We start from the raw sequence: 13,693 nt of genomic DNA, 5'->3' as shown, positions 1-13,693 counted from the left end.
CCGCCCCGTGGACAGCAGCCAGGTTGCGCGCCGAGGGCGGCATCGTCCCGGTGCCGTACACGCCGCCGACCGGTTGACGCTCCGCCGCGCCACGGGCGTTGCCGCATAGGCTGATCACGTGCAGTTGGCCGAGGGGGGAGAGGTCGAGATCGGCGGGCGGCGCCCGGACGATCCGGAACTCCCGGCCGAGCTCGTCGTCGCCCTGCGGGAGTGGGGAGAGGTCGCGTCGCGGCCCGACATCGCGCGCGGCCCCGACGAGCAGGAGCTCGTCCGGAGACGGGGTCGTCAGCTCGCGGGGCGGTGCGCCGAGGCGCTCGGCAGGCCCGTCGACTTCCACGACCCCGTCACCGGGCGTGTCGAGATCGTCAGCGGCCGGCTCGCGACGCAACGCGCCGTCGTCCCCGCGCCGCGGCCCGAGCCCGTCCCGTGGGCGACGGGCCTGCCGATCGCCGCGTTCTTCGGGGTGCTCGCCACGGTGGTGGTGGTCGTGCTGTCGACGGCCGTCGACGCCGCGTTCGGGCTGCTCTGGATTCCCGCCAACGTCCTCATCGGTGCCGGGCTGGCGCCGTCGTTGTGGCTCCTGCGCCGGGTGCCGCTGTGGCGCTGGGTGGCGCTGGGCGTGGCGGTCGGTGTCGTCGTCGCGTGGGTGTGGATGCTCGCGAACCTGTTGGCGCCCTGAGACACCGACAGGTCGGTCAACGCTGCTGGCCGCGGACCCCGAGCAGGACCTCGTCCCACGACGGCATGACCGGCTTGCCCTTCTTCGTCCGCCGCGACGGCCGCGCCGCGGCAGGACGAGCGGAGTCGGTCTCGGTTCCGGCGTCCGCGTCGCTCTCGGTGTCGGCGGTGTCGGCGTCCTTCGTGGGCTCGGTGGCGGCATCGTCGGCAGGCGGTGCGGAGGAGCCGGAGCCGGTCTCGACCACGACGTCCTCGGTGTCCGCGGCCGCTGCTTCAGGCGCATCGGCAGCGTCGTCGGCGTTCTCGTCGACCGCAGGGGCTTCGGAAGGCTCGACCGCAGGGGCGTCGGCAGCAGGGGCCTCGGCCGCAGCAGGCACAGTCACGGCAGGTTCCTCGACCGGCGCGACCTCCGGCTCCGTCTCCTTCTCCTTCTCGACGGCGCGGGCCGCGGCGGCCGGGGTGCCGGGCCGTTCGGCGGGCAGTTCGGGGCGGCTCGTGCCCGGACGCTCGGCGGCCGGAGCCGGACGTGTCGCGGGCTCCTCGGCGACCGGCGGCTCGGGAGCCGACGGGGCGGGCCGCACGGGTGTGGTCTCGGCCGACCGACGCGGCTCGGGGGTGGCGGGGCGGCTGGGCCGCGGATCGTGGCGGGGCTCGGGCGCGACCGGCATCGGGCGCTCGCGCCTCGGCGCGCCGACGGCGGCGCGGACCACGGCGGGTTCGACGGGTTCGGGGGCCTCGGGCTCCTCCTCAGGACGTCCGCCCAGCTCGATGACGGGGCCGACGGTGCGCAGCGGGCGCATCGGCAGGCCCTCGACAAGGTCGCTGGCGTGCTCGTCGAGTGCGGTGACGGTGCCGCCGTGGGCGCCGGGCTGGAAGATCCAGTGGGCGCTGTTGTCGGAGCGGCCGGCGCGCCAGCTCAGCGCGACGACCCAGCGGCCGTCCTCACCGCGCCAGGAGTCCCACTCGGCCTCGAGGTATTCCTGACCGCGCAGGCCGAAGGTGTGCGCGACGGTCTCGCCGAGGGTGCGGACGTCGGGACCGTCGGCGCGCAGCGGGTGCGCGCCCTGCGCCATCTCGGCGGTCCGTGATCGCTCCAGCAGGACCGGGTAGGCGAAGCGTTCGATCTTCTGCAGCGGAACCCCGGCCGCCGCGGCGACCTGCTCCACGGACGCTCCGGCGCGGATTCGGGCCTGGATCTCGCGTGGTCGCAACTGGCTCTCCAACTCGATCGCGATCTGGCCGAGCCGGGTCAGGTCGCCCCGCGCGGCAGCGCGCAACTGCTCGTCGGCGGCCACGGTGAACCGTTCGGAGCGACCGGGGTCCTCGAGGACGACCCCGCCGTCCTCGGTGATCCCGACGACCCGCAACGCCCGCATCGGCGGCCTCCCCCGTTCTCCGTTCTCCCCGTCCGGGTGACGGTAGTTGCCGAATCGCAACCTGCCGTGGAGGCGCGCCGGGCCGGGAATCTCCCAGGTGGACGCCGGTTCCTGCCACGATGCGCCGTTCTCCCCGCGGGGTTCGTGATCAGCGTGTCACGCCGTGACCATTTGGTAAAGCGGGGACTGGTGTTGCAGGTGTGACTACGCATTGTCACTCTCGGCCGAGGTGCCGTTCGTCGATCCGTTCCCGCCGGAGCCCGGAGACGACGATGCCGGGCACCCCGTGGGGCGCCCGGCACCGGTTCGAAGAAGTCGCGCGGGATCAGCCGAGGCGCTCGACGACGTGGTCGATGCAGGCGACGAGCGCCGAGACGTCGTCGGGGTCCACGGCCGGGAACATGCCGATGCGCAGCTGGTTGCGGCCCAGCTTGCGGTACGGCTCGGTGTCGACGATCCCGTTGGCCCGCAGCGTCTTGGCCACGGCGGCGGCGTCGACGGCGTCGTCGAAATCGATCGTGCCGACGACCTGCGAGCGGTGCGCCGGGTCCGCGACGAACGGCGTCGCGAAGGAGGACTTCGCGGCCCACTCGTAGAGCCGCGTCGACGAGTCGGCGGTACGGGCGACGGCGGCGTCGAGACCACCGAGGCCGTTGAGCCAGTCGATCTGCTCGGCGAGCAGGATCAGCGTCGCGACCGCGGGGGTGTTGTAGGTCTGGTCCTTCACCGAGTTGTCGACGGCCGTGGCCAGCGACAGGAACGGCGGGATCCAGCGGTCGCCCGCGGCGAGCTCGGCGACGCGGTCCTGCGCGGCCGGGCTCATCAGCGCGATCCACAGGCCGCCGTCGGAGGCGAAGCCCTTCTGCGGGGCGAAGTAGTAGGCGTCGGCCTGGGTGATGTCGACGGGCAGGCCGCCGGCGCCGGAGGTGGCGTCGATGACGACGAGCTGTCCGTCGGTGGTGCCCTCGGGTCGCACGACCGGGACGGCGACACCGGTGGAGGTCTCGTTGTGGGCCCACGCGATGACGTCGACGGACTCGTCGGTGCGCGGCTCGGGCGCGGTCCCCGGCGTGGACGCGACGACGATCGGGTCCTCCAGGAACGGGGCGCCCGTGGTGGTGTCGGCGAACTTCGCGGAGAACTCGCCGTAGGCGAGGTGCAGGGAGCGCCGGCGGACGAGGCCGAAGGCGGCGGCGTCCCAGAACGCGGTCGAGCCGCCGTTGCCGAGGACGACCTCGTAGCCGTCGGGGAGCGAGAAGAGGTCGGCGAGCCCGGCGCGCACGCGCCCCACGAGGGACTTGACGGGCTTCTGCCGGTGGGAGGTTCCCATGACCGCGCCGGAGTCGGCGAGGACGGCCAGCTGCTCCGGCCGGACCTTCGAGGGTCCGCATCCGAATCGCCCGTCCCTGGGCTTGAGGTCGGCGGGAATCTGCAGGTCGTTGCTGGTCGAGGACGTCACGGTTCGCAAGTCTCGCACCGGGCGGGCAGCGCCCGGAACGGCGGGGGCGTCAGCCGGCGGCCTTCGTGACCGATGACACGCCCGGCGCGCCCCGGTAGACGCGGCGGTACGCGAGCGGGGCCATGCCGAGCGCGGCGTGCAGGTGCTGGCGCAGCGAGGCGGTGGTGCCGAAACCGGCGCGGCCGGCGACGTGCTCGACGGGCAGGTCCGTCGTCTCCAGGAGGCGGCGGGCGAGGTCGAGGCGGCGGGCGACGAGCCAGCGCTGCGGGCTGTCGCCGGTCTCGTCGCGGAAGCGCCGGGTGAAGCTGCGGACGCTCATCCGGGCGTGTGCCGCCATGTCGGCGAGGGTGAGCGGGTCGGCGAGCCGGGTGAGCGCCCACATCCGGGTGGGGCCGGTGTCGCCGTCGACGTCGGGGACGGGTGGTTCCTCGGCGAACTGGACCTGGCCGCCGTCACGCCAGGGCGCGACGACGGTGCGGCGGGCGACGCGGTTGGCGACGTCGAGGCCGTGGTCGCGCCGCAGGACGTGCAGGAGCAGGTCGATGCCCGCGGCGTTGCCCGCTGAGGTGAGGACGTCGCCGTCGTCGACGAACAGCACGTCGGGGTCGAGGTCGACCCGGGGGTAGAGGCGGCGGAACCGGTCGGCGTGCATCCAGTGGGTGGTGGCGGGCCGGCCGTCCAGCAGGCCTGCCGCGCCGAGGACGAACGCGCCGGTGCAGATGGAGACGATCCGCGATCGGGCGGCGGCGTCGCGCAGGGCGGCGAGCAGGGTCTCGTCGACGGTGCCGCCGCGCATGGCCGGGCCGCTGTAGTGGCCGGGGATCACGACGGTGTCGGCGCTGCTCAGGATGTCGACGCTGTGGCGGGGGAGGATCTCATAGCCGGCGGAGGACATGACGGGGCCGCCGTCGAGCGTCGCGACGCGGACCCGGTAGAGCGGGTCGCCTGCGTCGTCGGTGGCGCCGCCGAGCAGCCGGTGGGGCAGGCCGAGCTCGAACGCGACGACGTCGTGCAGGGCGAGAACCGCCACCTCGTGGACCCGCGTCATGGCCGAATCCTTTCACATATTGGCTGTCCGGCCACTGGTGTGCGGCGGTGGCGAACCGCAGGCTGTCCGACGTGAGTGACACCGTCCCCGAGGTCGGCACCCCCGAACCCACCGCCCGACCGACCGGGCGAGACCCGCACCGGCACCGCATCCACCCCGCGTGGGGCGTCGCGGCCGTGACGTTCCTGGCGCTGCTCGGCGCCGCCGCGTTCCGCTCGACGCCGAGCGTGCTCATCGAGCCGCTGCACCAGGAGTTCGGCTGGACCGTCGGCACCATCTCGGCGGCGCTGTCGGTGAACCTCGCCCTGTTCGGGCTGACCGCGCCGTTCGCGGCGGCCCTCATGGAGCGTTTCGGGATCCGCCGCGTCGTGTCGGGTGCGCTGCTGCTCGTCGCGATCGGCAGCGGGCTCACCGTCTTCATGACGGCGTCCTGGCAGCTGATCCTGCTGTGGGGCGTCGTCGTCGGGCTGGGCACCGGGTCGATGGCGATGGCGCTGGTGGCGACGGTCGTCGGCCGCTGGTTCGTCGCCCGCCGCGGGCTCGTGTCCGGGCTGCTCACCGCGGCCAGCGCCGCCGGGCAGCTGGTGTTCCTGCCGCTCATCGCGTGGATCGCGACGTCCTCGGGGTGGCGTCCGGCCGCGCTCACGACGTCGCTCGTCGCGCTCGGTGTCGTGCCGCTGGTGCTGCTGCTGATGCGGGACCGGCCGTCGGACGTCGACGTCCTGCCCTACGGCGGCACCCCCGCCGACGTCACCGACCCGCTGCGCTCGGGCGCCGCGCGGATCGCCGTCGACGCCCTGCGCACGGCTGCCCGCGTCCCGACGTTCTGGCTGCTGATCGGTGGCTTCTTCATCTGCGGTGCGACGACCGCGGGGCTGGTGCAGTCGCACTTCGTGCCCGCCGCACACGACCACGGCATGCCCGCGACGACCGCCGCCGGGCTCCTCGCGCTGGTCGGGGTGTTCGACCTCGTCGGCACCGTGGGTTCGGGCTGGCTCACCGACCGCGTCGACGCCCGTGTGCTGCTGGGCATCTACTACGCGGGTCGCGGCGTCTCGCTCGCCGTCCTGCCGCCCTTGTTCGGGACGGACCTGCAGGCCAGCATGCTCGCGTTCGTCATCTTCTACGGCCTGGACTGGGTCGCGACCGTCCCGCCGACGCTCGCCCTGACCCGGCAGGTGTTCGGGGCGAAGGCGCCCGTCGTCTTCGGGTGGATCTTCGCCGCCCACCAGATCGGCGCGGCGTTCGCGGCGCTGGTGGCGGGCCTGATCCGCGACGCCCTCGGCAGCTACGACCTCGCCTGGTACGGCGGCGCGGTGCTGTGCGTGCTGGCGGCGATCATGTCGATCTCGATCAGGACGGCACGCCGCAGCGCCGACCAGCCCGGTACGCCGGCGCGGTGATCAGGCCGGTACGCCGGCGCAGTGATCAGGCCGGCACGCCGGCGCAGTGATCAGCCCGGCACGCCGGCGCGGGGCGGACCCGCGGCGGCGGCCGGCTGATCACACCGGGAGCAGGCTCAGGCCTGCTTGCCGATCCGGTCCCAGCCCTCGACGTCCTCGGGACGGCGCGGGCCCGGGCCGATGTACTGGGCCGACGGGCGGACGAGCTTGCCCTCGCGCTTCTGCTCGAGGATGTGCGCCGACCAGCCTGCGGTCCGGGCACTGGTGAACATCGCGGGCATCATGTGCGGCGGCACCTGCGCGAAGTCCAGGATCACGGCCGCCCAGAACTCGACGTTCGTCTCGATCGGGTGGTCCGGACGGCGCTCGCGCAGGGTCGCCAGCGCGGCCTGCTCCAGGCTCGCGGCCGCCTCGTAGCGGGCGGCGCCGAGCTCCTGGCAGGTGCGGCGCAGCACGCGGGCGCGCGGGTCCTCGGCCCGGTACACCCGGTGCCCGAAGCCCATCAGGCGCTCCTTGCGGTCGAGGATGCCCTTGACGAGAGCCTCCGGGTCGCCGGTGCGCTCGACCTCCTCGATCATCGGCAGCACCCGCGCCGGGGCGCCGCCGTGCAACGGGCCCGACATCGCGCCGATGGCACCCGACAGCGACGCGGCGACGTCGGCACCCGTGGAGGCGATGACGCGCGCGGTGAACGTGGAGGCGTTCATGCCGTGCTCGGCTGCCGACACCCAGTAGGCGTCGACGGCCTTGACGTGCGCGGGATCGGGCTCGCCGCGCCAGCGGACCATGAAGCGCTCGGTGATCGTCGACGCCTCGTCGACCCGGCTCTGCGGGATCGCAGGCACGCCGATGCCGCGGGCCGACTGGGCCACGTACGACAGCGCCATCACCGACGCGCGGGCCAGCTGGTCGCGGGCCTCGGTGTCGTCGATGTCGAGCAGCGGCCGGTAACCCCAGTACGGCGCCAGCATGGCGAGCGCGGCCTGGACGTCGACACGGACGTCGCCGGTGTGCACCGGGATCGGGAACGGCTCCGCAGGGGGCAGCCCCTCACCGAACCGGCCGTCGACGAGCAGCGCCCACACGTTGCCGAACGTCACTGTGCCGACGAGGTCCTCGATGTCGACGCCGCGGAACCGCAGCGACCCACCGTCCTTGTCGGGTTCCGCGATCTGGGTGCGGAACGCGACATGGCCTTCCAGCCCGGACTTGAAGCCGGGTGGGGGCGGGGGTACGTCGGATCCGTCCGTAGGGGCCGGTCCTGCCGGCACGGTGGCCGCAGTCGCCACGCGTCCTCCTCGAAAGTCGTCCCTCGGCGAGACGCGGATGCCCACCGGCGCCGGGTGGCGCGGTCGTGCGGTCCGCGGGCGCGACCGGTCAGGTGTTCCGGACGCGTCTGCCTGCCACGGCCCGGGTCCGATGGTTACCGTGGTTGCGTCACACTGCCCCTGAGCAGTGCGGACAGGCAACCTGAGACCTGGGTGGCCTCGATCACCGAATCGGCCCCATGGAGGGCCTGACCTGCGACGACCTCCGTCGTCGGCGGAGGCACGATGTCCGATCCGACCGCTTCGGGACTGCTCGCGGCGCTGCGCGTCGACTACGACACCGCGGGCTTCGACGTGGCGGACCTGGCGCCGACGTGGCACGAGCAGCTCGTCGCGTGGCTCGCCGCCGCGCTGGAGGCGGGCCTCACCGAGCCCAACGCGATGGTCCTCGCGACCGTCGACGAGAACGGGCGGCCCGCGTCGCGGACGGTGCTGTGCAAGGGGATCGACGCCCGCGGTGTCGTCCTCTACACCAACCTGACGTCGGCGAAGAGCCACGACATGCGACTGGCCCGGGCCGCGTCGGCGACCTTCCCGCTCCACGCGATGCGCCGGCAGGTCCACGTCCGCGGTGACGTCGAGGAGGTCGCCCCGGCCGAGTCCGACGCGTACTGGGCCACCCGCCCGCGCGGCGCGCAGATCGGCGGCTGGGCGTCGGCGCAGTCGACCGTCGTCAGCGGGCGGCTGGCGCTCGAGGACGCCGTCGTCGCCACCGAGCGCCGATTCCCCGAGGGCGAGCCGGTGCCACGGCCACCGCACTGGGGTGGCTGGCGGATCGTCCCCGAGCAGGTCGAGTTCTGGCAGGGCCGCCGCGACCGGATGCACGACCGGCTGCGCTTCGAACGCGACGGCGACGACCACTCGTGGCGGGTCCGGCGCCTCGCCCCCTGAGCACGCGGTGACATCCGTCTCAACCCGGACGTGCTGTCGTCGTCGGCGCGTGGTCCGTGCCTCGATGCCTGGTTGCCCCGCACCGACTCGCAGGCCTCGACCGGGCGGGCATGTCAGGCTGGATCGGTGATCGTGCCCGGCCCCGACGAGCCCCGCAGACCCGACGGCCCCCAGGACCCCGTCACCCGTGACCTCCGCCGGCCGGGCGGCGACGGCTTCGGGCCGACCGACCGGCTGCGCACGGACCGCATCCCCACGGGCGTGAGCACCGGGCGGCCCACCCGCCGGATCGGCGCCGCCGTCCGCGGCGCCCTGGCCGACACCACCCCGCTGCGCACCCCGTCCTACCGACGGCTGTGGGCGGCGGGCGTCGTCACCGTCGTCGGGGCGCAGCTGTCCGTCGTCGCCGTGCCGACGCAGATCTACGCGCTCACCGGCTCCTCGGCCTACGTCGGGCTGACCGGCCTCTTCGGCCTCGTCCCGCTCGTCGTGTTCGGCCTGTGGGGCGGCGCGATCGCCGACGTCATGGACCGCCGCATCCTGCTGATGCTCACCGGCGCCGGGATCGCGACGACCTCGCTGGCGCTGTGGGTCACCTCGGCGACGGGCGTCGGCAACGTGTGGGTCGTGCTGTCGCTGTTCGCGGTGCAGTCGGCGATGCTCGCCATGAACCAGCCCACCCGCAACGCCGTCATCCCGCGGCTGCTGCCCGCCGAGCAGCTACCGGCCGCCAACGCCCTCAACATGACGGTCTTCCAGCTCGGCGCCGTCGCCGGGCCATTGCTGGCCGGCGTGCTCATCCCCGTCGTCGGGCTCTCCACGCTCTACCTGATCGACGCCTGCGCCCTGCTCGCCACCCTGTGGGCGACGTGGCGGCTGCCGCCCGTCCCGCCCGAGTCCGGCGCGCGCCGCCGCGCCGGCATCCGCGACGTCCTCGACGGCTTCCGCTACACCGCCACCCAGAAGGTCCTGCTCGTCTCGTTCCTCGTCGACGTCGTCGCCATGGGCTTCGGCATGCCCCGCGTCGTGTTCCCCGAGATGGCGGAGAAGACGTTCGGCGACCCGCCCGGCGGCGGTGTCGCGCTCGGCGTGCTGTTCGCCGCCATCCCCGTCGGCATGGTGGTCGCCGGCCTGTTCTCGGGCTGGCTGCAACGCATCCGCCGTCAAGGTGTCGCCGTCGCGGTGGCCGTCGTGATCTGGGGGATCGGCGTCGCCCTGTTCGGGCTCACCGGGTCCCTGTGGCTCGCCGTCCTGTTCCTCGCCGTCGCCGGCGGGGGCGACCTCATCAGCTCCGTCTACCGGTCGTCGATGCTCCAGACCGTCGCCACCGACGAGATGCGCGGCCGCATGCAGGGCGTGTTCATCGTCGTCGTCGCGGGCGGGCCGCGGCTGGCCGACCTCTGGCACGGGTCCGTCGCGGCCGCCGTCGGCCCCGGCCTCGCCGCCACCATCGGTGGTGTCGCGGTGATCGTCGGAGTGATGGTCGTCGTCACCCGGTTCCCCGAGTTCTGGCGCTACCAGGGGCCCGTCGACCGCGCGGAGTGACGTACGTCCACCTCACTCGGACGCTGCGGATCCGCTTCAGCGGTCTAGCGTTGCGCGTGGGTTGACACATCACAGTTATCCACGAGTGTGAGAGGGAACCTCCACATGGCAACCGAGTCCGCCGGCGACAGCGCTGTCCTGAACTACCCAGGCGGCCACTTCGAGATGCCGGTCCACTCCGCGACAGAGGGCGCGGCTGCGGTCGACGTCAGCAAACTGCTCGGCAAGACCGGCCTGACCACGTTCGATCCGGGGTTCAATAGCACCGCCGCGTGCGCGTCTGCGATCACCTACATCGACGGTGACGCCGGGATTCTCCGCTACCGGGGCATCCCGATCGAGCAGCTGGCCGAACGGTCCAGCTTCCTCGAGGTCAGCTACCTGCTCATCTACGGCGAGCTGCCCACGCAGGCGCAGCTCGACTCGTTCACCAGCAACATCAGCAGGCACACCCTGCTGCACGAGGACCTCAAGGGCTTCTTCGACGGCTTCCCCCGGGACGCCCACCCGATGCCGGTCCTGTCGAGCGCGGTCAGCGCGCTGTCCACCTTCTACCAGGACAGCCTCGACCCCTTCGACGACGACGCCGTCGAACTCTCGACGGTCCGCCTCATGGCCAAGGTCTTCACCATCGCGGCGTACGCCTACAAGAAGTCCGTCGGCCAGCCGTTCCTCTACCCGGACAACTCGCTGGGCCTGGTGGAGAACTTCCTGCGCATGACGTTCGGTTTCCCGGCCGAGCCCTACGAGGTCGACCCGGTCATGGCCAAGGCCGTCGACACCCTGCTGATCCTGCACGCCGACCACGAGCAGAACTGCTCCACGTCGACGGTGCGGCTCGTCGGTTCGTCGCAGGCCAACCTCTTCGCCTCGATCTCCGCCGGCGTCAACGCCCTCTTCGGCCCGCTGCACGGCGGCGCCAACCAGGCCGTCCTGGAGATGCTCACCCGCATCAAGGACGTCGAGGACGGCAACGTCGACGCCTTCGTCGACCGGGTCAAGAACAAGGAGCAGGGCGCGAAGCTCATGGGCTTCGGGCACCGCGTCTACAAGAACTACGACCCGCGCGCCAAGATCGTCAAGCAGAACGCCGACGAGGTCCTCAAGGCCCTCGGCGTGAGCGACCCGCTGCTCGACATCGCGATGAAGCTCGAGGAGAAGGCGCTCGCCGACGACTACTTCGTCGAGCGCAAGCTGTACCCGAACGTCGACTTCTACACGGGCGTGATCTACCGGGCCATGGGCTTCCCGACCCGGATGTTCACCGTCCTCTTCGCGCTCGGCCGCCTTCCCGGCTGGATCGCGCACTGGCGGGAGATGATCAACGACCCGCAGACCAAGATCGGTCGCCCGCGCCAGCTCTACACGGGCCCGACCGAGCAGAACTACGTCGCCATGAGCGAGCGCTGACGACGATCCCCTGTGAGTGGCAATAGTCGCCAGGGCGACTATTGCCACTCACGACTCCTGTCGCTGCTGGACCGCGCCACGCGTCACCAGCCCACGGCCGCGCAAGGCCCGCGCCGACCACGACGCGGGGAAGCGGCAGGAGCGAGCCACGGCTCTCGTGAGTGGCGATGGTCGCTATAGCGACCATCGCCACTCACAGGGGCACCTTCGCTCGGCGCGCGCCCGCCCGGGGACGCCGCTAGCGTCGGCGCATGGGTGCCGACTCCGTCGTCTGGTTCCGGCGCGACCTGCGCGTCCGCGACCAGCCGATCTTCCTCGCCGCAGCCGACACCGGCCCGTCGGCGCTCGCGCTGTTCGTCCTCGACCCCGCGCTGCTCGACCCGTCCGGCCCCGCCCGGCGCACCTTCATGTACCGCTGCCTGCGCTCCCTCGACGAGGACCTCGGCGGCAGACTGCTCGTCGTCCGCGGCGACCCCGTGCAGGTCGTGCCCCGCATCGCGGAGTCCGTGGGCGCCAAGGCCGTCCACATCGCGGCCGACTACGGGCCCTACGGCACCCGCCGCGACGAAGCCGTCGACAAGGCGCTCGCCGCAGACGACCGCGAGCTGATCCGCACCGGATCGCCCTACGCCGTCGCCCCCGGACGCGTCACCAAAGCCGACGGCGACCCCTTCAAGGTCTTCACCCCGTTCCGACGCGCCTGGGCCCGACACGGCTGGCGCGGGCCCGCCGACACCTCCGCCGACACCGTCGGCTGGATCGACCCCTCCGACAAGGACGGCGGCCCCCGCGCCGTGGCCGTCCCCGACGACGAGACCGTCGACGCCACCCTCCCCGACCCCGGCGAGGACGCCGCCCACCACCAGTGGAAGGCATTCCTGTCCGACGCCGTCGACCACTACGGCGAGGACCGCAACCGACCCGCCGTCGAAGGCACGTCACGGATGTCGGTGTACCTGAAATGGGGGTGCATCCACCCGCGCACGATGCTGCACGACCTGTCGCGCAAGCGGTCCGACTCCGCCGAGACCTACCGCACCGAGCTCGCCTGGCGCGACTTCTACGGCGACGTCCTGCACCAGCGACCCGACTCCGCCCGGCGCAACTACGACACGTCGTTCGACGCGCTGCCCGTCGCCTCGGGAAGCAAGGCCGACGAGCTGTTCACCGCCTGGCAGCAAGGACGTACCGGTTACCCGATCGTCGACGCCGGGATGCGGCAGCTGCGCGCCCAGGCGTGGATGCACAACCGGCTCCGCATGATCGTCGCCAGCTTCCTGGTCAAGGATCTGCACCTGCCGTGGTGGTGGGGCGCCCGGCACTTCATGCAGTTGCTCGTCGACGGCGACCTCGCCGCCAACCAGCACGGCTGGCAATGGACCGCCGGCAGCGGCACGGACGCCGCCCCCTACTTCCGCGTCTTCAACCCCGTGACGCAGGGCGAGAGGTTCGACCCCGACGGGGACTACGTGCGACAGTTCGTGCCCGAGCTCGCCGACGTGCCCGGCAAGGCCGTCCACCAGCCCTGGAAGCTTCCCGACGGCATCCCCGGCGGGTATCCGGAGCCGATCGTCGACCACAAGGCCGAGCGCGAGGAAGCCCTGGCCCGCTACGAGAGGGTGAAAGCGGCCCGCCGCTGAGAAAGTGATCACGGCCCATCTAGGCTCGGGTGACGTCCGGAACGGAGGTATCCCATGGCCGACGAGTCGAGCCGGCGACGGCGCCGGTGGATCCTTCCCGTGGTGCTGCTCGGCGCAGGCGGTGGCTGGGTCGCGTACCGCCGCCTCGCGACGACGGCACCCGTCCGCGGCCCTGGCGACGGTGTGGCCGTGACCGGGGCTCGGCCGGCCGCGGAACTGCTGCCGCCCGAGCCTGCCGGCGACGCCGCCCCCGCGACCGTGACACCCCTGCGCGCCACCACCTCCGCGGCGACGGCGACGGTCCTCGAGGCCGACGACCGCGCCGCCGAGCAGAAAGCGGCCGAGCAGAGGGCCGCTGCGGAGAAGGCCACTGCGGAGAAGGCCGCCGCAGAGAGGCGGGCGGCGGAGAAGGCTGCAGCCGACAAGGCTGCGGCGGCCCGGGACGCCGCCGAGAAGAAGGCGGCGGCCGATCGCGCTGCCGAGAAGAAGGCGGCGGCCGATCGCGCTGCCGCGGAGAAGGCTGCCGCGGAGAAGGCTGCCGCGGAGAAGGCCGCCGCGGAGAAGGCCGCGGTCGAGGAGGCCGTCACCGAGCAGAAGACGGCCGCGAAGACCGGTGCCGAGAAGGCCGCCGCCGCGGACCGGGCGGCACCGCGGAGGATCGTGGCCGCGGCACCCGAGAGCCGGGATCGTCCCGTCGAGGAGCCCTACGGCCCCGGCTCGGCGGCCCCGCTCGCCGACGGTTCGGCCCCCGGCCCGGAGTACACGATCAAGGGCAACGCCGACTCGATGCTGTTCCACACCCCGAAGAGCCCGTACTTCGGCCGGACCAAGGCCGAGGCCTGGTTCAGGACGGCCGAGGACGCGACCCGGGCGGGCTTCACCGAGTGGAAGCCCAAGCGTCGCAAGGCCTGAGAC

General features: G+C 72.9%; 11 protein-coding genes. 7 read left to right on the top strand and 4 right to left on the bottom strand.

All coding sequences use genetic code 11. The features are described from left to right. Nucleotides 1–118: 118 nt before the first annotated feature. The gene (locus tag PSU4_RS24440) at nucleotides 119–679 is read left to right on the top strand and encodes a DUF2537 domain-containing protein (RefSeq protein ID WP_147113020.1); all 561 of its coding nucleotides are present in this window, start codon (nucleotides 119–121) and stop codon (nucleotides 677–679) included. Between the two features lie 16 nt (nucleotides 680–695). Here the strand turns inward: PSU4_RS24440 and sepH are convergent, their stop codons facing one another. The 3 genes from sepH to PSU4_RS24425 form a co-directional block, all read right to left on the bottom strand. Then, complete coding sequence (gene sepH / locus PSU4_RS31965) at nucleotides 696–2,054, bottom strand: septation protein SepH (protein WP_222596381.1); 1,359 nt, start codon at nucleotides 2,052–2,054, stop codon at nucleotides 696–698. A gap of 325 nt (nucleotides 2,055–2,379) precedes the next feature. Next, entirely contained in the window at nucleotides 2,380–3,513 is a 1,134-nt protein-coding gene (gene serC / locus PSU4_RS24430) for a phosphoserine transaminase (protein WP_147113017.1), read from the bottom strand. 49 nt (nucleotides 3,514–3,562) lie between these two features. Continuing rightward, nucleotides 3,563–4,561 carry a GlxA family transcriptional regulator gene (locus PSU4_RS24425; RefSeq protein ID WP_147113014.1) on the bottom strand — a complete coding sequence of 333 codons (999 nt, stop codon included), beginning with the start codon at nucleotides 4,559–4,561 and terminating at the stop codon, nucleotides 3,563–3,565. 71 nt (nucleotides 4,562–4,632) lie between these two features. Here PSU4_RS24425 and PSU4_RS24420 point away from each other — a divergent pair, with 71 nt between their 5' ends. Further along, nucleotides 4,633–5,964 (top strand): MFS transporter, encoded by a 1,332-nt coding sequence (locus PSU4_RS24420; protein WP_373866098.1) that lies wholly within the window; start codon nucleotides 4,633–4,635, stop codon nucleotides 5,962–5,964. Nucleotides 5,965–6,080: 116 nt separating this feature from the next. On the opposite strand, the gene PSU4_RS24415 is transcribed toward PSU4_RS24420, so the two are convergent. Beyond that, a complete protein-coding gene (locus PSU4_RS24415; RefSeq protein ID WP_147113031.1) occupies nucleotides 6,081–7,235 on the bottom strand; it encodes a citrate synthase 2 in 1,155 nt (384 codons plus the stop codon). 282 nt (nucleotides 7,236–7,517) lie between these two features. Between PSU4_RS24415 and pdxH the strand changes: the two genes are divergently transcribed. The 5 genes from pdxH (at nucleotide 7,518) to PSU4_RS31535 (ending at nucleotide 13,690) form a co-directional block, all read left to right on the top strand. After that, complete coding sequence (gene pdxH / locus PSU4_RS24410) at nucleotides 7,518–8,183, top strand: pyridoxamine 5'-phosphate oxidase (RefSeq protein WP_147113012.1); 666 nt, start codon at nucleotides 7,518–7,520, stop codon at nucleotides 8,181–8,183. A gap of 261 nt (nucleotides 8,184–8,444) precedes the next feature. Next, a complete protein-coding gene (locus tag PSU4_RS24405) occupies nucleotides 8,445–9,728 on the top strand; it encodes an MFS transporter (RefSeq protein WP_246115317.1) in 1,284 nt (427 codons plus the stop codon). A gap of 105 nt (nucleotides 9,729–9,833) precedes the next feature. Next, entirely contained in the window at nucleotides 9,834–11,138 is a 1,305-nt protein-coding gene (locus tag PSU4_RS24400) for a citrate synthase (RefSeq protein ID WP_147113009.1), read from the top strand. A 251-nt stretch (nucleotides 11,139–11,389) separates the two neighbouring features. Next, nucleotides 11,390–12,778 carry a cryptochrome/photolyase family protein gene (locus PSU4_RS24395; protein ID WP_147113007.1) on the top strand — a complete coding sequence of 463 codons (1,389 nt, stop codon included), beginning with the start codon at nucleotides 11,390–11,392 and terminating at the stop codon, nucleotides 12,776–12,778. Nucleotides 12,779–12,832: 54 nt separating this feature from the next. Further along, nucleotides 12,833–13,690 carry a sunset domain-containing protein gene (locus tag PSU4_RS31535; protein WP_186817157.1) on the top strand — a complete coding sequence of 286 codons (858 nt, stop codon included), beginning with the start codon at nucleotides 12,833–12,835 and terminating at the stop codon, nucleotides 13,688–13,690. Nucleotides 13,691–13,693 lie beyond the last annotated feature (3 nt).

Source organism: Pseudonocardia sulfidoxydans NBRC 16205 (assembly GCF_007989085.1).
Classification (GTDB): Bacteria; Actinomycetota; Actinomycetes; order Mycobacteriales; family Pseudonocardiaceae; genus Pseudonocardia; species Pseudonocardia sulfidoxydans.
This window is presented reverse-complemented; position numbering and strand designations above follow the sequence as displayed.